This is a genomic window from Microbacterium sp. S308A+ (assembly GCF_049800815.1).
Taxonomy (GTDB): Bacteria; Actinomycetota; Actinomycetes; order Actinomycetales; family Microbacteriaceae; genus Microbacterium.
The window spans coordinates 949,845-968,044 of sequence record NZ_JBNAFT010000001.1 but is presented as its reverse complement, the minus strand read 5'-3'; the positions used below and the strand labels follow the sequence as shown (position 1 = coordinate 968,044).

At 69.0% G+C, this 18,200-nt stretch carries 17 protein-coding genes; 9 read left to right on the top strand and 8 right to left on the bottom strand.

All coding sequences use genetic code 11. From position 1 onward, the window contains the following. Positions 1–27 precede the first annotated feature (27 nt). Complete coding sequence (locus ACP15J_RS04530; RefSeq protein WP_424935249.1) at positions 28–912, bottom strand: oxygenase MpaB family protein; 885 nt, start codon at positions 910–912, stop codon at positions 28–30. A gap of 77 nt (positions 913–989) precedes the next feature. On the opposite strand from ACP15J_RS04530, the gene ACP15J_RS04525 reads away from it, so the two are divergent. Then, complete coding sequence (locus tag ACP15J_RS04525; protein WP_424935250.1) at positions 990–1,709, top strand: TetR/AcrR family transcriptional regulator; 720 nt, start codon at positions 990–992, stop codon at positions 1,707–1,709. On the opposite strand, the gene trpS is transcribed toward ACP15J_RS04525, so the two are convergent. The 7 genes from trpS to sdhC all read right to left on the bottom strand — a co-directional run bounded on the left by trpS (position 1,652) and on the right by sdhC (position 8,534). Beyond that, positions 1,652–2,680, bottom strand: a complete 1,029-nt coding sequence (gene trpS, locus ACP15J_RS04520; protein ID WP_424935251.1) for a tryptophan--tRNA ligase — start codon at positions 2,678–2,680, stop codon at positions 1,652–1,654. The two genes, ACP15J_RS04525 and trpS, sit on opposite strands and share 58 nt — an antisense overlap. Before the next feature lie 56 nt (positions 2,681–2,736). Then, on the bottom strand, positions 2,737–3,576 hold the full coding sequence (locus tag ACP15J_RS04515) for an exodeoxyribonuclease III (protein WP_424935252.1): 840 nt from the start codon (positions 3,574–3,576) through the stop codon (positions 2,737–2,739). Positions 3,577–3,725: 149 nt separating this feature from the next. Continuing rightward, positions 3,726–4,919 (bottom strand): YihY/virulence factor BrkB family protein, encoded by a 1,194-nt coding sequence (locus ACP15J_RS04510; protein ID WP_424935253.1) that lies wholly within the window; start codon positions 4,917–4,919, stop codon positions 3,726–3,728. Positions 4,920–5,018: 99 nt separating this feature from the next. Next, positions 5,019–5,798 (bottom strand): succinate dehydrogenase iron-sulfur subunit, encoded by a 780-nt coding sequence (locus ACP15J_RS04505; protein ID WP_197220722.1) that lies wholly within the window; start codon positions 5,796–5,798, stop codon positions 5,019–5,021. Further along, the gene (sdhA, locus tag ACP15J_RS04500) at positions 5,798–7,624 is read right to left on the bottom strand and encodes a succinate dehydrogenase flavoprotein subunit (protein ID WP_424980842.1); all 1,827 of its coding nucleotides are present in this window, start codon (positions 7,622–7,624) and stop codon (positions 5,798–5,800) included. The genes ACP15J_RS04505 and sdhA overlap by 1 nt, the downstream gene beginning before the upstream one ends. A 32-nt stretch (positions 7,625–7,656) precedes the next feature. Then, complete coding sequence (locus ACP15J_RS04495) at positions 7,657–8,106, bottom strand: succinate dehydrogenase hydrophobic membrane anchor subunit (protein WP_424935254.1); 450 nt, start codon at positions 8,104–8,106, stop codon at positions 7,657–7,659. Beyond that, positions 8,106–8,534, bottom strand: a complete 429-nt coding sequence (gene sdhC / locus ACP15J_RS04490) for a succinate dehydrogenase, cytochrome b556 subunit (RefSeq protein WP_424980841.1) — start codon at positions 8,532–8,534, stop codon at positions 8,106–8,108. Before sdhC ends, ACP15J_RS04495 begins: the two co-directional genes overlap by 1 nt. Positions 8,535–8,695: 161 nt before the next feature. On the opposite strand from sdhC, the gene ACP15J_RS04485 reads away from it, so the two are divergent. The 8 genes from ACP15J_RS04485 to ACP15J_RS04450 all read left to right on the top strand — a co-directional run bounded on the left by ACP15J_RS04485 (position 8,696) and on the right by ACP15J_RS04450 (position 18,194). Continuing rightward, entirely contained in the window at positions 8,696–9,811 is a 1,116-nt protein-coding gene (locus ACP15J_RS04485) for a mannose-1-phosphate guanylyltransferase (RefSeq protein WP_424935256.1), read from the top strand. Between the two features lie 172 nt (positions 9,812–9,983). Beyond that, positions 9,984–11,081, top strand: coding sequence for a BMP family lipoprotein (locus ACP15J_RS04480; RefSeq protein ID WP_424935257.1), 1,098 nt, complete (start codon positions 9,984–9,986; stop codon positions 11,079–11,081). A gap of 96 nt (positions 11,082–11,177) precedes the next feature. Continuing rightward, a complete protein-coding gene (locus tag ACP15J_RS04475) occupies positions 11,178–12,764 on the top strand; it encodes an ABC transporter ATP-binding protein (RefSeq protein WP_424935258.1) in 1,587 nt (528 codons plus the stop codon). Then, entirely contained in the window at positions 12,761–14,035 is a 1,275-nt protein-coding gene (locus ACP15J_RS04470; protein ID WP_424935259.1) for an ABC transporter permease, read from the top strand. The genes ACP15J_RS04475 and ACP15J_RS04470 overlap by 4 nt, the downstream gene beginning before the upstream one ends. Then, positions 14,032–15,306, top strand: coding sequence for an ABC transporter permease (locus ACP15J_RS04465; protein WP_424935260.1), 1,275 nt, complete (start codon positions 14,032–14,034; stop codon positions 15,304–15,306). The genes ACP15J_RS04470 and ACP15J_RS04465 overlap by 4 nt, the downstream gene beginning before the upstream one ends. Then, positions 15,303–15,719: a cytidine deaminase gene (locus ACP15J_RS04460; RefSeq protein ID WP_424935261.1), complete on the top strand. Its 417-nt coding sequence runs from the start codon at positions 15,303–15,305 to the stop codon at positions 15,717–15,719. Before ACP15J_RS04465 ends, ACP15J_RS04460 begins: the two co-directional genes overlap by 4 nt. Next, on the top strand, positions 15,716–17,014 hold the full coding sequence (locus ACP15J_RS04455; protein ID WP_424935262.1) for a thymidine phosphorylase: 1,299 nt from the start codon (positions 15,716–15,718) through the stop codon (positions 17,012–17,014). Before ACP15J_RS04460 ends, ACP15J_RS04455 begins: the two co-directional genes overlap by 4 nt. 64 nt (positions 17,015–17,078) lie before the next feature. Continuing rightward, positions 17,079–18,194, top strand: coding sequence for an adenosine deaminase (locus tag ACP15J_RS04450; RefSeq protein WP_424935263.1), 1,116 nt, complete (start codon positions 17,079–17,081; stop codon positions 18,192–18,194). The last annotated feature ends 6 nt before the right edge of the window (positions 18,195–18,200 follow it).

Below are 18,200 nucleotides of genomic sequence, written 5' to 3'. Positions count from 1 at the left end.
TCAGGCCGCCGGCCGCATCACGCCGGTCTAGGAGGCGGAGCGGCTGGTGCTCACGCGGACCTTCCGGTAGGGATGGGTGTCGACGCGATCGGTGATCTCGGTCACGAGCCGTTCATAGGGGCGGTTGCGCCGAGCGAACCCGATCAGGCGCCGCGTCGTCCGCGCGGCGCGGCGGAGGTTCATCGGGCGCCCTTCGACGCCGTAGAGCAACAGCGCCCAGTCGGGGAGGAGGGAGAGGACGCCGTCCTGCACGATCACCGCCGTCCAGGCCGCGACGGGGTTGCCGGACAGCTTCGGCGCGCGCAGTGCCCTGGTCACCTCGGCGGCAGGCAGGCAGAGGGCCATCCAATGCCGCTGCTCGTCGATGTACGCCTCCAGCTCTGTCCTTGTCGCCGGAAGGCTTGAACGCTCGCAGCCGACGAGCTCTGCCGCGACGTGCTGCTCGCGGACGAAGGCATCCTGTTCGGCGGGCGTGAGAGCGAGGCCGAAGGCCTCGGCGGCACGAAGCAGGGCGAAGACCAGGGTGTTGTGCGTCCAGGCCAGCCACGCGGGCTCGTCCGCGCGGAGGGTCTGACCCGTCTGGGGATCGGTCCACACCGCGTGCGCATGCATCCGGCGCACCGACAGTGCCGCCGCGTCGGCGTGGGCGCGGTCGCCGAAGATCGTGGTCTCGAGGAAGCGTCCGGTGCGCTCGCCGCGCCCGGCGGGGTCGGCGTAGGCCGCGGTGGCCTGATCGAACAGGCGCATCATGTTCGGGTTGAGTGCCTGGAGCAGCAGCGCGGCCATCCCGCCGAGCTTGGTGGCGGGGTCGGAGAAGATCTTCCAGGAGACGCTCTCCGGCCCGAAGTACCCCTCGTCGGCGCGGGCGTCCGACGACACGGCGGGGAGAGGGGCGGGCGAGGTGCCGGACATGACACTCCTTCGTGCTCGGGTGGGGGTCCCCGGCGCGGGGTAGGCGCACCGTTGTGGATGGAGTCCATAATTGGACCATGTCTGATTCTGAGTTCGAGCGTAGCGGAGAAGCAGGTCCTGCCGCTATCGGGCGTCGGGAGCGGAAGCGTCGCCGGACGCAGGTCGCGATCGAACGAGCCGCCGTGGGGATCGCCTGCGAGCGCGGGCACGGCGCGGTGACGGTCGCCGAGGTGTGCGAGCGTGCGGACGTGTCGCGCAGCACCTTCTTCAACTACTTCTCGTCGCTGGACGCGGCGATCTTCGGGCCGCGGCTCCGGCTGACCGACCAGGCTGCCGCGTGGGCCGTGCTCGATGCCGGGGCGGCGAACATCCCGCGCGCCGTGAACGCGGTCTCCCTGCTGGCCCTCGGCGACGATCGCGTCGACCCCGAGGTCGTGGCGGGACGTCGGCGCCTCATCGCCGAGCAGCCGGAGACGATCGGACGGTGGGAGGAGACCTTCTCGACCTTGCGGCACCAGCTCGTCGAGCTCACGGCGCGGTGGCTCTCCGCGCATCCGGAGCGGCGGGCGCTGGGCGATGACGCACTGGTTCGGGAGGCGTTGCTGCTGGTCGGGGCTTCCGGAGCGGTCGCCTCGGCGCTCATGGACCAGTGGGCCGATGTCGACGCCACGTCCGATCTCGCCGCGACCTCAGCGGACTTCGACCGCGGTATGGCCGATCTGGTGCGCGTGCTCGCTGCTCACGCCTCGGCAGAGGACGGGTGCGAGACGCGACGGAGCAGCCCGACCCTGTCGTAGACGTCGGCGAGCGTCGCGTCGGCGACCTCGTCGGCCCGCGCCGCGTTCGCCGCAAGGATGCGGTCGAGCTCGGCGGGGTCGGCCAGGAGCTCGAGCACGCGCTCGCGTACGGGGCCGAACTCCTCGGTCACCACCTCGGCCAGGCCCTTCTTGAAGTCGCCGTAGCCACGCCCCGCGTACTCGTCCTCGATCACGGCGATCGGCCGGCCCGTGAGCGCGGCGTAGATCGTGAGCAGGTTCGAGACCCCCGGCTTGCTCTCCCGGTCGTAGCGGACCGAGCCCTCGTTGTCGGTGACCGCTCGCATGATCTTCTTCGCGGAGGCGGAGGGCTCGTCCAGCAGCCACAGCACCCCGGCGTCGCTCTCGGCCGACTTCGACATCTTCGACGTGGGGTTCTGCAGGTCGTAGATGCGCGCGGTGTCCTTCTGGATCACCGGCTTCGGTATCGTGAACGTCTTGCCGAACCGGGAGTTGAACCGCTCGGCGAGGTCGCGGGTCAGCTCGACGTGCTGCTTCTGGTCGTCGCCGACCGGAACGATCTCCGTCTGGTACAGCAGGATGTCGGCGGCCATCAGCATGGGGTAGGTGAACAGGCCCACCGAGGTCGCGTCGGCGCCGTAGCGCTGAGACTTGTCCTTGAACTGGGTCATGCGTCCGGCCTCGCCGAAGCCGGTGATCGTGCTGAGGATCCAGGCGAGCTCCGCGTGGGCGCGCACGTGGGACTGCACGTACAGCGTCGACTGCGACGGCTCGATGCCGGCGGCGATGTACTGCGCCGCGGTACGACGCGTCTTCGCCCGCAGCTCGGCAGGGTCCTGCGCCACGGTGAGGGCGTGCAGGTCGACGACGGAGAAGAAGGCGTCATAAGAGGTCTGCAGCTCACGCCACTGCAGGAGCGCCCCGATGTAGTTGCCGGCCTGGAGCGAGTCGGCGGAGGGCTGCATTCCGGAGTAGAGGCGGGGCTTGGTCACAGGACAATCCTATGGCCCCGATGCAGAGCGCCTTTCGCGCCCGCTCGCCGTGGGGCTCAGTAGGTGTAGTCGACGATGACGGGGGAGTGGTCGCTCCACCGCTCGGCGTAAGTGGCGGCGCGCGCCACCCGGTAGCCCGTCGCACGAGCAGCGAGCGGGGGCGTGGCGAGGTGGTAGTCGATCCGCCAGCCGCTGTCGTTGTCGAACGCCTGCCCGCGCATGGTCCACCACGTATAGGGTCCGTCGACCTCGCCGTGAGCGGCGCGACCCACGTCGATCCAGCCGAGTCCTGGTCCGATCGAGCCGTCCACGCCGGTGACGGTCTGACCCGCGGCGCCGAGGAACCGGTCGAAGTACCCGCGCTCGCGGGGGAGGAATCCCGCCTTGGTGCGGTTGCCCCGCCAGTTCTTGATGTCCAGCTCGCGGTGGCCGACGTTGAGGTCGCCCGTGACGAGGGAGAGCGCATCTCCGGCGGAGAGCTCTGCCATGCGCACGGTCATCGCATCGAGGAACTTCCACTTCTCGACCTGCTTCGGCGTGTCGGCCTCGCCCGAATGGACGTAGGCGCTCACGACCGTCAGCGGGGTGTCGCCGAGCAGGAAGTCGGCCTCGAGCCAGCGGCCCTTGGAGTCGAAGTCCTCGGCGCCGAACGCGGTCCGCGAGGCGAGGGCGGGGATGCGGCTCAGCACCGCCACGCCGGCTCGTCCCTTCGCGGTGGCCTCGTCGTGCAGGATCGACCACCCAGGGAACGCCGCCTCCAGGTGCTCGTCCTGTGCGCGGACCTCCTGCAGGGTGAGGACGTCGATCCCGGCGTCCTCGAGCCAGCCGTGCATCCCGTTGCGGACCGCGGCCCGGATCCCGTTGACGTTGACAGTGGCGACACGCAGATGAGGCATGCCTCCAGCGTATCGACGGTCACCGACATCCGATCCCGCCCTTTCCTCCGCCCGTTCTCCTTCCCGTTCCCGTCACGACATCTGTCGGTATGCGTCGCCCGTGACGACGGACACCACGGGAGGCGGAGGACGTGCCGGTGAGGGCGACGTCAGCGAGGGGCGTCCTCGGTGAGGGCGGCCAGGGCGTCCCAGGCCTCGCGCGTCTCGCGACGGAGCCGGGCTCGGCGCCACCAGGGAGCGGCGCGCTGGGCCTCGACAGCGTCGCGGAGCCGCCGCCGAGCCCTCTCGATCTCGGCGCGGAGCCGCTCGGCGCGGAGCTCGTCGGCGCTCGGCGGCACCAGGCGCTCGTCGTCGTCACGCGCGGCGACCGCGACCCAGGACGAGGCCACCAGCAACGCGACGCCGACCAGGCGGAACCACAGCAACAGGCCGATGAAGATCGCGAACGTCGCCAGCAGCGGGTTGGCCGGTGTGTAGCTCAGCAGCCATCCCGCGCCCAGTTGGAGGACGGTGAGCGCTCCGCCGCCGATCATCGCGCCGGGGAGCACGCCGCGCAGGGGGAGGGCGATGCCGACGAGGGAGCGCATCAGCACGCCGACGGCGACCGAGAACACGGCAAAGGAGATCGCGATCGATCCGAGGCGGACGGCGAGGGTGTACCAGCCCGAAGCGGTGTCCCAGGAGAAGAGGCCGAAGACGAGCCCGATCGCCCAGGTGCCCGTCGAGGCGAGCGTCGATCCCACCATGAGGAGCGCTGCGAAGACCAGGGCGGCCACGAGGTCGCGGGCCTTGAGCAGCAGATAGTTCCGGCGATCCGGCGGGATGCCGAAGATGTCTCGTACCGCGCGGCGGGCGAACGTGATGAACCCGATCGACGTCCAGAGCGCGGCAAGCAACGCCGCGACACCGGTCAGGGCCAGGACGCCGACGCTCTGCCGCGCGATCTGCGTGACCTGCATGGTGGTGAACAGACCGCCCTCATCGGCGATGAGACCGGGGAGGTAGCCGTTGATGACCTGGATCAGCCGACCGATCGCGGTCGCGTTTCCGCCGAGCCAGAGCCCGGCGCCGGCGAACGCGACGTAGATCAGCGCGAACATGCTGAACAGCGCCTGATAGCTGACGCCGGCGGCGAGGAGGAAGCCGTTGTTCTGCAGGAAATGCCGCCACACCCGGACCGGGAACCAGCCGAGGGTGCGGCGGGTGATCCGGACGGCGCGGTCGATCGGCGCCTCCCAGGGGGCGGCCGCGGCGCGGAGACGAGAGGAGAGCCGCTTCTCCGCGCCTTCCTCGTCGGGCGCGGTGGCGTCCTCGGAGAAGGGGGAAGGCGTGCGAGAGGTCACCCGGCCAGCGTATCGACTGGCTCGTCGACCTCGATGAGCCGCAGGGCGGCCACGCGGATCGCGTGACCGCCCTGAGCGGCAGAGATGAGGGTGGAGGAGTCAGCGCCCGCCGCGCAGCACCGCCTGCTTGACCTCGGCGATGGCCTTGGTGACCTCGATGCCACGGGGGCACGCCTCGGAGCAGTTGAAGGTCGTCCGGCAGCGCCAGACGCCCTCCTTGTCGTTGAGGATGTCGAGACGGACGTCTGCCGCGTCGTCGCGCGAGTCGAAGATGAAGCGGTGCGCGTTCACGATGGCGGCCGGGCCGAAGTACTGTCCGTCGGTCCAGAACACCGGGCAGGATGAGGTGCACGCCGCGCAGAGGATGCACTTGGTGGTGTCGTCGAAGCGCTCGCGATCGGTGATCGACTGGGTGCGCTCCTTGCCCTTCTCAGGGGAAGAACTCGCGATGAGGAACGGCTGCACCTCGCGGTACGAGGCGAAGAACGGCTCCATGTCGACGATGAGGTCCTTCTCCAGCGGCAGGCCCTTGATGGCCTCGACGTAGATCGGCTTGGAGATGTCCAGGTCCTTGATCAGCGTCTTGCACGCGAGACGATTGCGACCGTTGATGCGCATCGCATCCGAACCGCAGATGCCGTGCGCACAGGACCGGCGGAAGCTCAGCGAGCCGTCGACCTCCCACTTGATCTTGTGCAGCGCATCGAGCACGCGGTCGGTCGAGTACATCTCGACGTCGTAGTCCACCCAGTGCGGTTCGGCGTCGACCTCAGGGTCGAACCGTCGGATGATGAAGGTGACCAGGTACGACTGCACACCGTTGTCGTCGGCGGCCTGCAGGTCGGCGACGGCATCCGGGTCGACGAGAGCGGTGGACATCAGTACTTCCTCTCCATCGGCGGGTAGTTCAACTCGCCCTGCTCGTTCTTCGTGAAGACGACCGGCTTCCAGTCCAGCTTGATGTGGTCCGCTGCGTCGGAGGAGTGGGGGTCGCCCACGAGGTAGGCCATCGTGTGCTGCATGTAGTTCTCGTCGTCCCGCTTCGGGAAGTCGTCGCGCATGTGACCGCCGCGGCTCTCGTTGCGGTTGCGGGCGGCGTAGACGACGACCTCGGCGATGTCGAGCAGGAACCCGAGCTCCACGGCCTCGAGGAGGTCCGTGTTGAAGCGGTGGCCCTTGTCGTCCACGTGCACGTTCTTGTAGCGCTCGCGCAGCTCCTCGATGACCCCGAGCACGTGAGTCAGCGACTCCTCGGTGCGGAACACCTGGGCACCGCGGTCCATCTCCTCCTGGAGCTTCTTGCGGAGAACCGCGATGCGCTCGGTGCCTGCGTTGCCGCGCAGACCCTCCAGCATCTCGCGGACCTCCTTGGCCGGATCCTCCGGGAGCGGCAGGAACTCGGCGGTCTTGACGTACTCGACGGCGTTGCGGCCGCTTCTCTTGCCGAACACGTTGATGTCCAGGAGCGAGTTGGTGCCGAGGCGGTTCGCTCCGTGCACCGAGACGCACGCGCACTCCCCGGCCGCGTACAGGCCGGGGACGATCGTGTCGTTGTCGGCGAGCACCTCGCCGTTGTTGTTCGTGGGGATGCCGCCCATCGCGTAGTGCGCGGTCGGCATCACCGGCACCGGCTCCACGACAGGGTCGACGCCCAGGTAGGTGCGGGCGAACTCGGTGATGTCGGGAAGCTTGGTCTCCAGCACCTCGGCGCCGAGGTGGGTGCAGTCCAGCAGCACATAGTCCTTGTGGGGGCCGGCGCCTCGGCCCTCCGCGACCTCCTGGACCATGCACCGGGCGACGATGTCACGGGGAGCGAGGTCCTTGATGGTGGGGGCGTAGCGCTCCATGAACCGCTCGCCCGAGGCGTTGCGCAGGATCGCGCCCTCACCGCGGGCACCCTCGGTGAGGAGGATGCCGAGACCGGCGAGACCGGTCGGGTGGAACTGGAAGAACTCCAGGTCTTCCAGGGGGAGCCCCTTGCGCCAGACGATGCCGACGCCGTCGCCCGTGAGCGTGTGCGCGTTGGAGGTCGTCTTGAAGACCTTGCCGAAACCGCCGGTCGCGAAGATCACGGCCTTGGCATGGAAGACGTGCAGATCACCGGTGGCCAGCTCGTAGGCGACGACGCCTGCGATTCCCGTCTTGCCCGCATCGTCCTTCACGGTGAGGAGATCGAGCACATAGAACTCGTTGAAGAAGTTGATGCCGAGCTTGACGCAGTTCTGGAACAGCGTCTGCAGGATCATGTGCCCGGTGCGGTCGGCGGCATAGCAGGCGCGGCGGACGGGGGTCTTGCCGTGCTCGGCGGTGTGGCCGCCGAAGCGCCGCTGGTCGATCTTGCCCTCGGGCGTGCGGTTGAAGGGCAGACCCATGTTCTCGAGGTCGATGACCGCGTCGATGGCCTCCTTGGCGAGGATCTCCGCCGCGTCCTGGTCGACCAGGTAGTCGCCGCCCTTGACGGTGTCGAAGGTGTGCCACTCCCAGCTGTCCTCCTCCACGTTCGCGAGCGCGGCGGCCATGCCGCCCTGCGCCGCTCCCGTGTGCGAACGTGTGGGGTAGAGCTTGGAGATCACGGCGGTCTTCGCGCCCGGCCCCGCCTCGATCGCCGCGCGCATCCCCGCGCCGCCGGCGCCGACGATGACGATGTCGAACTGGTGATGGTGCACGCCGTCCTTGACGACGGAATCCTGAGTCTGCGTGGTCACTCTCGTTTGCCTTCTTCTGTGTCTCGGTGCGCTCAGTTGCCGATGGCCTGGCAGGTGGCCCACATGGCGCCGTCCTCGAACACGCCGTTGCAGGGGTCGAAGGTGAACACCACGAGGGTGCCCAGGACGATCAGCAGCGCGGCGGCGAGTCCGAGAGCCCAGACCAAGGCCTTGCGGAGAGCGGGGCGGGTCACATAGTCGTTCACGATCGTGCGCATGCCGTTGGCGCCGTGGATCAGCGCGAGCCAGAGCATGGTGACGTCCCACCACTGCCAGAAGGGCGTGGCGAACTTTCCGGCGACGAACGCGAAGTCGAGCGCGTGGATGCCCTCGCCGACCATGAGGTTGACGAAGAGGTGGCCGAAGATGAGGACCACGAGCAGCACGCCGGAGGCGCGCATGAACACCCAGCCCCACTTCTCGAGGTTGACGCCGCGGCGGCGACGCGGAGCGGCGACCGGAGCCTGTGCCTGAGCGGTCATCAGTGCGATCCTCCCGAGAACACGTTGATCAGGTGCCGCGGCACGAAGCCGGCGAGCAGCACCAGCCACACGCCGATCACGCACCAGAACATCTGACGCTGGTAGCGAGCGCCCTTCGACCAGAGGTCGATCAGGATGATGCGCAGGCCGTTGATCGCGTGGAACGCGATGCCGGCGACGAGCACGACCTCCCCGAGCCCCATGAGCGGGTTCTTGTATGTGCCGAGCACCGCGTTGTAAGCCTCGGGCGAGACGCGGATCAGCGCGGTATCGAGCACGTGGACCAAGAGGAAGAAGAAGATCGCGATCCCGGTGATGCGGTGAAGCACCCACGACCACATGCCCTCGCGTCCGCGGTACAGCGTTCCGCGGGGGGTCTTGGACGTGGTTTCCGAAATCGACGGTGTCAAGCGAGTGCCTGCGGACACGGTCGTCCTCCCTGGTCGAAGCAAGGTCGTGCGCCGCCTGCGGGCACGCCCGATCGTCTCCATCCTATTCCTGTCAGCAAGCTGAGAGCGACGAAGGCGACCCTTAGCCAGGGTCCTGGGCGCCCAGGGAAGGCAGGGGAGCGCTCGATAGGGTGGGCCTCATGCGCGATTCGATCCGTGACTTCTACGCCGTGATCCCGGCCGGGGGGATCGGCAGCCGGCTGTGGCCGCTCTCAAGGGCCGACGCCCCGAAGTTCCTGCATGATCTCACCGGATCGGGCCAGTCCCTGCTCCGCGACACCTGGGACCGCCTGGAGCCGCTGACGGGTCCGGGGCGGATCGCCGTCGTCACCGGTCGGGCGCACCGCGCCGCGGTGGAGGCACAGCTTCCCGGCATCGCCGACGCGAACGTGATCCTCGAGTCCGAGCCGCGCGAGTCGGCGGCGGCGATCGGTCTCGCCGCTGCGATCCTTCATCGTCGCGACTCCGATGTCATCATCGGCTCCTTCAGCGCGGACCACGTCATCCGGGGCACGCGTGTGTTCGAGTTCGCCGTTCGTGACGCCGTCGAGGTCGCAAGGGAGGGGTACATCTGCACGATCGGGATCACACCCACCGAGCCGGCGGTCGGCTTCGGATACATCAAGCAGGGGCGGGAGCTCGTCGTCGAGGGCGCGCGTGAGGCGGCCCTCGTGGAGCGTTTCGTGGAGAAGCCGGACCTGGACACCGCGAAGGGCTACGTCGCCGACCGCGCATACCTCTGGAACGCGGGAATGTTCATCGCCCGGGCAGGGGTCCTGCTCGACGAGCTCGCCCTGCACCAGCCCGAGCTGCACGCGGGTCTCATGGAGCTGGCCGAGGTCTGGGACGATCGGGAGCGCCGCGGCCCCGCGGTGGACCGGATCTGGCCGACCCTGCCGAAGATCGCGATCGACTACGCCGTGGCCGAGCCCGCGGCAGAGCGCGGGCGCCTGGCCGTTGTCCCGGGGCACTTCGACTGGGACGATGTGGGCGACTTCGCCTCGCTCACCAAGCTCGTGACCAACGGGCGCAAGAACGACCTGGCCGTCCTCGGGCCCGCGGCGCGGGTGCTCTCCGACGCGGCGAGCGGCATCCTTGTGAGCCAGACCTCGCGGGTGATCAGCCTGGTGGGCGTACACGACATCGTCGTCGTCGACACGCCCGACGCGTTGTTGGTGACGACCACCGAGCACGCGCAGCGGGTGAAGGGCGTCGTCGAGTCCCTCAAGGTCACGGGGCGTGATGACGTGCTCTGAAGCCGGTAGCGCGAAGGAGTTCATGCTCATATGAGCACTTCCTCCGCTCATTTGGTTTCAGGTTGGTAACCATTGCCTCGTGGCTGATCCCGCCGAGATGCGGGAAGCGCGTCACAGTAGGTAACTTTGATCGACCCGCGATGGCCGCGGGTGCGTTCAGGGGAGGCAAGAGTTGACCATCTCTACCACCAAGAAGCTGCTCGGAGCGACCGTCGTCGCCGCTGTGGCCGTCGCGCTGGCCGGCTGTGGCCAGGCTCCGACCGACAAGCCCGCCGGCACCGGTAAGCCCGCGGCCTCCGACTTCATGCCGTGCATCGTCTCGGACATGGGCGGGTTCGACGACAAGTCGTTCAACCAGCTCTCCTTCGAGGGGGCGACCACGGCCGCCGAGTCCCTCGGCGTGAAGCTGACCCAGGTCGAGTCCAACGCCGAGACCGACTACGCCCCGAACGTGGAGAGCCTCGTCTCGCAGGGATGCTCGACCATCGTCGCGGTCGGCTTCGCCCTCTCCGCCGCCACTGTCGATGCGGCGAAGGCCAGCCCCGACACCGACTTCATCCTCGTCGACGACGCCGCCGACAACGACCACGACGGCAAGGCCGACGCGGACAACGTCAAGCCGCTGCTCTACAACACGGCCGAGGCCGCGTTCCTCGCCGGCTACCTCTCCGCCGGATACTCGAAGACCGGCAAGGTCGGCACGTTCGGCGGCATGGAGTTCCCGACCGTGACGATCTTCATGGACGGCTTCAAGCAGGGCGTCGACCACTACAACAAGGAGAACGGCAAGAGCGTCGCGGTCGTCGGCTGGGACGGCAAGACCGGTTCCTTCACGGGCGGCTTCGAGGCCAACCAGGAGGCGAAGTCGGTCGCCACGAACATCCTCGACCAGGGCGTCGACGTGATCATGCCCGTCGGCGGCCCGATCTACCAGTCGGCTCTGCAGGCGATCAAGGAGACCAACAAGGACGTGGCCCTCGTCGGCGTCGACGCGGACCTGTTCCAGACCGACCCGTCGACGGCGGACTACGTGCTGACCTCTGTCCTGAAGACGATGGACCTCTCCACCGCGGACGCCGTCCTGGCCAGCGCCGAGGGCAAGTTCGACGCGAAGCCGTACATCGGCACCCTCGAGAACAAGGGTGTCGCGCTCGCCGAGCTGCACAACTTCGAGGGCAAGGTCGACGCCGCGCTGATGACCAAGGTCGACGAGGTCAAGCAGCAGATCATCGACGGCAAGATCGCCGTCGCGTCCTATCTCGCGAAGTAGGTCCCAGGACCGCACCGGGGAGGTCGGCTTCGGCCGGCCTCCCCTTCTTTCCGCTCCCGTCCCTGGCGCGCCGACGCGCCTGAATAGGATCGACACATGAAGCTCGAACTGCGCGGCATCACGAAGAGATTCGGCGCGCTGACGGCCAACGACCACATCGACCTCACGGTTCAGCCCGGCGAGATCCGCTGTCTGCTCGGCGAGAACGGCGCAGGCAAGTCCACGCTGATGAACGTGCTCTACGGTCTCTACCAGGCCGACGAGGGCGAGATCCTGCTCGATGACGAGGTGCGGAGCTTCACCGGGCCGGGCGATGCGATGGCGGCCGGGATCGGCATGGTGCACCAGCACTTCATGCTCATCCCGGTGTTCACCGTCGCCGAGAACGTCATGCTCGGGCACGAGCAGACGACGTTCGGCGGCCGTCTCGACGTCGCCGCGGCCCGCAGACGGGTGCGGGAGATCTCCGACCGCTTCGGCTTCGACGTGGATCCGGACGCCGTCGTCGAGGACCTTCCGGTCGGCGTGCAGCAGCGCGTGGAGATCATCAAGGCGCTCTCTCGCGACGCCAAGGTGCTCGTGTTCGACGAGCCCACGGCGGTGTTGACGCCGCAGGAGACCGACGAGCTGATGACGACGATGCGGCGGCTCCGCGATCTGGGCACCTCCATCGTCTTCATCACGCACAAGCTCCGCGAGGTGCGCGAGGTCGCAGACAAGATCACCGTCATCCGGCTCGGCAAGGTGGTGGGCGAGGCCTCGCCCACGGCATCGAACGAGGAGCTGGCCTCCCTGATGGTCGGCCGCGCGGTGGAGCTGACCGTCCACAAGGATCAGCCGGTGCTCAACGACCGCGCTCTCGTGGTCGAGAACCTCACGGTGACGGACGCCGCGGGGACCGTTCTCGTGGACGACGCCTCCTTCGAGGTCCGCGGCGGCGAGGTGCTCGCGATCGCCGGGGTGCAGGGCAACGGCCAGACCGAGCTCACCGAGGCCCTGGTCGGGCTCCAAGAGAAGGTGCGCGGGAGCATCCGCCTCGACGGCGAGGAGCTCGTGGGGCGCTCCGTCCGCCAGATCCTGGACAGCGGAGTCGGCTTCGTCCCGGAGGACCGCAGCGTCGACGGGCTCGTGAAAGAGTTCTCCATCGCCGAGAACCTGATGCTCGACCGCTCCGAGGGCGCGCCGTTCGTCCGCGGCGGGACCGTGCAGCAGAGGGCACTCGAGACCTTCGCCCGGGAGAAGATCGCGGAGTTCGACATCCGCACCCAGGGCCCGCGACAGGCGGTCGGACGCCTTTCCGGGGGCAACCAGCAGAAGGTGGTCCTCGCCCGGGAGCTCAGCAGGGAGCTGTCTCTCTTCGTCGCGGCCCAGCCGACCCGCGGCGTGGATGTCGGATCGATCGAGTTCATCCACAAGCGCGTGATCGAGACGAGGGACGCAGGCGTCCCCGTGATCGTCATCTCCACCGAGCTCGACGAGGTGGCCGCCCTGGCCGATCGGATCCTCGTGATGTACCGGGGCCGGATCGTGGGAATCGTGCCGGGGGACACCCCGCGCGACCAGCTCGGCCTCATGATGGCGGGGATGGCCGACGCCGTCCCCGAGGGGCCGGCCGCCCCGCACGCCGACGCGCCGTCCCCGGCCGTCGCCGCCGACGACCATGTCGAGGAGGACAGGGCATGACCGCCGCGCAGACCCAGACGCCGGGAACGCCGGCGTCACCCCCGCTCGACGGGAGCGCTCCCGAGCCCTCGAAGTGGCGGCTGGCCTGGCAGCGGGTCGTCACCGGAAACGGCCTGGTCTCGTTCCTCGCCGTCCTCGCCGCGGTGATCGTCGGCTCGATCATGATCGCCTTCACCGATCGAGAGGTGCAGGCCGCAGCCGGCTACTTCTTCCAGCGCCCGGGCGACACCTTCCAGGCGATCTGGGACGCCGTCTCCGGTGCCTACGTCGCGCTCTTCCAGGGGGCGGTGTACAACTTCCGTGCCCCCAGCTTCGCGCTGGGGATCCGGCCGCTCACGGAGACGCTCAAGTTCGCCACCCCGCTGATCGCCGCCGGCCTCGGCGTGGGCCTCGCCTTCCGCGCTGGCCTCTTCAACATCGGTGGACAGGGCCAGATGCTCATGGCCGCGGCCGCCGCCGGGTGGGTGGCGACCGCGATGGATCTGCCCTTCCCGCTGCACATGGCGCTCGCGATCATCGCGGGCATCGTCGCAGGGGCGCTGTGGGCCGGTATCGCGGGCCTGCTGAAGGCGCGGACCGGGGCGCACGAGGTGATCGTGACGATCATGCTCAACCACATCGCGTTCTACCTCCTGGCGTGGATGCTGGCGACCCAGGGGGTGCTGCAGGCGCCGGGGTCGAACAACCCCAAGACCGCGCCGATGGCCGAGACCGCGGTGCTGCCGCAGATCCTCGGGCCCTCGTACAAACTGCACGCCGGGTTCCTCATCGCGCTGGTCGCCGTGGGCTTCACCTGGTGGCTTCTGGAGCGGTCGAGCCTCGGATTCCGGTTCCGGGCCGTGGGCGAGAACCCCTCGGCCGCGAAGGTCGCCGGCATCAGCGTCGGACGGATGTACTTCCTGGTGATGATCATCGCGGGCGCGCTGGTCGGTCTCGCCGGCGTCAGCCAGGTGCTCGGGACCGAGACCAACGGTTTCAGCGGCGGGATCGACGCCGGGATCGGTTTCGACGCGATCACCGTCGCCCTCCTCGGGCGTTCCACCCCGCTGGGCATCCTCGGTGCCGGCATCCTCTTCGGCGCCTTCAAGGCCGGAGGCTTCGCGATGCAGGCGTCCCAGCAGGTGCCGGTGGAGATCATCCTCGTCGTCCAGTCGCTGATCGTGCTCTTCATCGCCGCGCCGCCGCTGGTTCGCGCCATGTTCGGCATCCCTCAGCCGGGAAAGCCCACGCGTCGCCAACGCCGCGCCGCGAAGAAGGAGGTGGGGGCATGAGTGCGTCCGTCGAAGCCCCGGTGATCGGCACGCCGCGGACCGTCGCCGTCGTGTCCTGGAAGACTCCGGTGATCTTCGCGATCTTCACGGTGCTTTTCGCTCTCCTGCCGCTCCTCGCGCCTCGCGAGGGGATGAGCACCTTCCGCCTGACGGCGGGGCACGAGGTCATCGCCCTGCCCGACCTCGTGCTCCCTGCGACTCCGACGGCGTGGGTCGCGGCGGTCCTGCTGGTGGCTCTCACAGCGGTCTCGTTCTGGCTGGCCCGGCAGCGTCGGAAGTCGATGTGGCTCGTCGCGGCCTACATCCTCGTCCTCCTGATCGGGTTCCTCGCCTGGGCGTCCGCCGGCGGGACGCTGCCGATGATCGGCCTTCTCGCCGGTGCGCTGGCCCTTGCGACCCCGCTCATCTACGGCGCGCTCGGCGGCGTCGTCGGGGAGCGCGCGGGCGTCGTCAACATCGCCATCGAGGGGCAGCTGCTCGCCGGCGCCTTCTGCGCCGCGATCGCCGCCTCGCTGACAGGAAGCCCGTGGGCCGGTCTTGTGGCCGCGATGGTGGCCGGCGTCCTCGTGGCGCTCGTGCTCGGCGTGTTCGCCATCACGTACTACGTCAACCAGGTGATCGTCGGCGTGGTGCTCAACGTGCTCGTGATCGGTCTCACCACTTTCCTCTTCCGTCAGGTGCTGGCCCCGAACAAGGAGCTGCTGAACAGCCCGGAGCCCTTCAGGCCGCTGCCGATCCCGCTGCTCAGCGAGATCCCTGTGCTCGGCCCGATCCTGTTCCGGCAGACGATCGTCGTATACCTCATGTACGTCGTGGTCTTCCTCGTGTGGTGGGGCATGTACCGCACCCGCTGGGGCCTCCGGCTGCGTGCTGTGGGCGAGCACCCGCAGGCCGCCGACACGGTGGGCATCAAGGTCCAGCGCACGCGCTACCTGAACCTCCTGCTTGCGGGCGCCATCGCCGGCCTCGGCGGTGCGTTCTACACGCTGGTCTCCGTGCCGTCGTTCAACCGGGAGATGACCGCGGGCGCGGGCTTCATCGCCCTCGCGGCGGTGATCTTCGGCAAGTGGGATCCGCTCAAGGCGACCTTCGCGGCGTTGCTGTTCGGCTTCGCCTCGAACCTGCAGGGGGTGCTCAGCGTCATCGGCTCTCCGGTGCCCAGCCAGTTCATGCTGATGCTGCCGTACATCGTGACGATCTTCGCGGTGGCCGGTCTCGTCGGGCGCTCGCGGCCGCCGGCTGCCGACGGCGAGCCGTACATCAAGGCATGAGAGGGCGAGACGACGCGATGGACATCGACTGGGACGAGCTGCGCGTGGTCGCGACGGAGGCGATGCGCAAGGCATACGCGCCGTACTCGGGGTATCGGGTGGGCGCCGCCGCGCTCGTCGCGGACGGACGGGTCGTCGCCGGCTGCAACGTCGAGAACGCCTCCTACGGCGTGACGCTCTGCGCTGAGTGTGCCCTGGTCGGCGACCTGCACATGTCGGGCGGCGGACGGCTGGTCGCCTTCGTCTGCGTGAACGGCGACGGGGAGACGATCATGCCGTGCGGCCGCTGCCGCCAGCTCCTGTTCGAGCACGCCATGCCGGGGATGCTCCTGGAGACCGTCTCCGGCATCCGCACGATCGATGAGGTGCTGCCCGATGCGTTCGGGCCGCGGGACCTGGAGGAAGCACGATGACCGCTGCGATCGAGCCGTTCGACGCCGTCGACGTCATCCGCGCCAAGCGCGACGGCGGTGCGGTGCCGGAGGAGGCGCTGCGCTGGATGGTGGACGCGTACACGCGCGGATACGTCTCGGACGCGCAGATGGCGTCGTTCGCGATGGCCGTGTTCCAGCGGGGCATGGAGCGCTCCGAGATCCGCATCCTCACGGACGCGATGATCGCGACCGGGGAGCGGATGAGCTTCTCGGCGCTCGGCAAGAGGACCGTCGACAAGCACTCCACGGGCGGCGTCGGCGACAAGATCACGCTCCCGCTGGCTCCGCTGGTGGCCTCTTTCGGGGTCGCGGTGCCCCAGCTGTCCGGACGCGGGCTCGGCCACACGGGCGGAACGCTCGACAAGCTCGAGTCGATCCCCGGCTGGCGCGCGGCATTGTCGAACGAGGAGATGTTCGTGCAGATGCAGAGCGACGTCGGTGCCGTGATCTGCGCGGCGGGCTCGGGTCTCGCCCCCGCGGACAAGAAGCTCTACGCCCTCCGGGACGTGACAGGGACGGTGGAGGCGATCCCGCTGATCGCCTCCAGCATCATGTCGAAGAAGATCGCCGAGGGCACGGACGCGCTCGTGCTCGACGTGAAGTTCGGCTCAGGGGCGTTCATGCAGGACATCGAGCGGGCCCGCGAGCTCGCCAGGACCATGGTCGAGCTCGGCACGGACTCCGGCGTCTCGACGACCGCTCTCCTCACGGACATGAACGTTCCGCTGGGTCTTGCGATCGGCAACGCCAACGAGGTGCGGGAGTCGGTCGAGGTGCTCGCCGGGGGAGGGCCCGCCGATGTGCGTGAGCTGACCCTGGCGCTCGCTCGGGAGATGCTCGCGCTGAGCGGCCAGCCGGACGCCGATGTGGAGGGGGCGCTGGACGGCGGACGCGCGATGGACGTCTGGAACGCGATGATCCGCGCGCAGGACGGCGACCCCGCTGCCGCGCTGCCCATCGCCCGCGAGACGCACACGGTGACCGCTGACGCGGACGGTTTCGTCACGAGGATGGACGCCCTGCCGTTCGGCGTCGCCGCGTGGCGGCTCGGGGCGGGTCGTGCTCGCGCGGAGGACGCGGTGGTGCACGCCGCGGGGATCGATCTGCGGGTGAAGCCCGGAGGCCGGGTTCGCGCGGGGGACGTGCTCTTCACGCTGTCGGCGGAGGAGGAGGCGCGCTTCCCGCGGGCACTCGAGGCGCTCGAGGGCGCGTGGGAGATCGGTGCGGAGGCGCCGGCGGAGGCGCCTCTCGTGCGGGAGCGGATCACCGCCTAGGCTGAGGGCGGGCAGCGTCTCGCGTCCGTCACTCCTTCTGCACACTCGACCGAGAGGGTCTGAAATGTCGATCGACGCGAACGGCGATGTCAACGTCCAGGGCATCTCCCTGCGGAGCCTTCCGAAGATCTCGCTGCACGATCACCTCGACGGCGCGGTGCGTCCGGCCACCGTGATCGAGCTCGCGGACGCGGCCGGGATCACCCCTCCTGCGCCGGACCCGGCAGCACTCGGGGCATGGTTCTCCGCGCAGAGCGATTCCGGCTCCCTCGTGGAATACCTCAAGACCTTCGAGGCGACGGTCTCTGTGATGCAGACCGCAGAGGGGCTCCGCCGGGTGGCCAAGGAGTTCGTCGAGGACCTCGCCGCGGACGGCGTGATCTACGGCGAGGCACGCTGGGCTCCCGAGCAGCACCTCGGCGGGGGCCTCACCCTGGAGCAAGCCGTCGAGGCCGTCCAGCAGGGGATCGAGGAGGGTGAGGACGTCGCGGATCGCGCGGGACACAGCATCCGCGTGGGTCAGCTCGTCACCGCGATGCGCCATACCGACCGCTCCCGCGAGATCGCGGAGCTCGCGGTCGCCTTCCGCGGCCGTGGCGTGGTCGGCTTCGACCTTGCCGGTCCCGAGGACGGATTCCCCGCCTCGCGGCATCGCGTCGCGTTCGACTACCTCGCCGACCGGATGTTCCCGGTGACCGTCCACGCGGGCGAGGCCGCGGGGGTCGACTCCGTGCGGGGCGCGCTCATCGACGGGCGCGCGTTGCGGCTCGGACACGGCGTGCGGATCGCAGAGGACCTGGAGATCATGGGGCGCGAAGGCGACGAGGTGCAGGTGAGGTTCGGAGACGTCGCACGCTGGGTGCGTGATCGCGAGATCCCGCTCGAGCTCTCGCCGTCCTCCAACCTCCAGACCGGCGCCGTCTCGGCCTGGGGCTCCGAGCTCGCCGACCATCCCTTCGACCTGCTGTACCAGCTCGGCTTCGCCGTCACCGTGAACGTGGACAACCGGACGATGAGCGCGACCTCCCTCACCCGGGAGCTGGCTCTCCTCGTCGACGCTTTCGGCTACGACCTCGAGGACCTGGAGTCGTTCCAGTTCAACGCCGCCGCCGGCGCCTTCCTCCCGGTGGAGGAGCGAGAGGAGCTCGTGGAGATGATCGCCGAGGGCTTCGACTCCTGAGCGGTG

Excerpts from the sequence above, each read along its gene's own strand:
- ACP15J_RS04530 (WP_424935249.1), bottom strand. The coding sequence starts at position 912 with ATGTCCGGCACCTCGCCCGCCCCTCTCCCCGCCGTGTCGTCGGACGCC.
- ACP15J_RS04525 (WP_424935250.1), top strand. The coding sequence starts at position 990 with ATGTCTGATTCTGAGTTCGAGCGTAGCGGAGAAGCAGGTCCTGCCGCT.
- ACP15J_RS04515 (WP_424935252.1), bottom strand. The coding sequence starts at position 3,576 with ATGCCTCATCTGCGTGTCGCCACTGTCAACGTCAACGGGATCCGGGCC.
- ACP15J_RS04505 (WP_197220722.1), bottom strand. The coding sequence starts at position 5,798 with ATGTCCACCGCTCTCGTCGACCCGGATGCCGTCGCCGACCTGCAGGCC.
- ACP15J_RS04495 (WP_424935254.1), bottom strand. The coding sequence starts at position 8,106 with ATGACCGCTCAGGCACAGGCTCCGGTCGCCGCTCCGCGTCGCCGCCGC.
- ACP15J_RS04485 (WP_424935256.1), top strand. The coding sequence starts at position 8,696 with ATGCGCGATTCGATCCGTGACTTCTACGCCGTGATCCCGGCCGGGGGG.
- ACP15J_RS04475 (WP_424935258.1), top strand. The coding sequence starts at position 11,178 with ATGAAGCTCGAACTGCGCGGCATCACGAAGAGATTCGGCGCGCTGACG.
- ACP15J_RS04470 (WP_424935259.1), top strand. The coding sequence starts at position 12,761 with ATGACCGCCGCGCAGACCCAGACGCCGGGAACGCCGGCGTCACCCCCG.
- ACP15J_RS04465 (WP_424935260.1), top strand. The coding sequence starts at position 14,032 with ATGAGTGCGTCCGTCGAAGCCCCGGTGATCGGCACGCCGCGGACCGTC.
- ACP15J_RS04460 (WP_424935261.1), top strand. The coding sequence starts at position 15,303 with ATGAGAGGGCGAGACGACGCGATGGACATCGACTGGGACGAGCTGCGC.
- ACP15J_RS04455 (WP_424935262.1), top strand. The coding sequence starts at position 15,716 with ATGACCGCTGCGATCGAGCCGTTCGACGCCGTCGACGTCATCCGCGCC.
- ACP15J_RS04450 (WP_424935263.1), top strand. The coding sequence starts at position 17,079 with ATGTCGATCGACGCGAACGGCGATGTCAACGTCCAGGGCATCTCCCTG.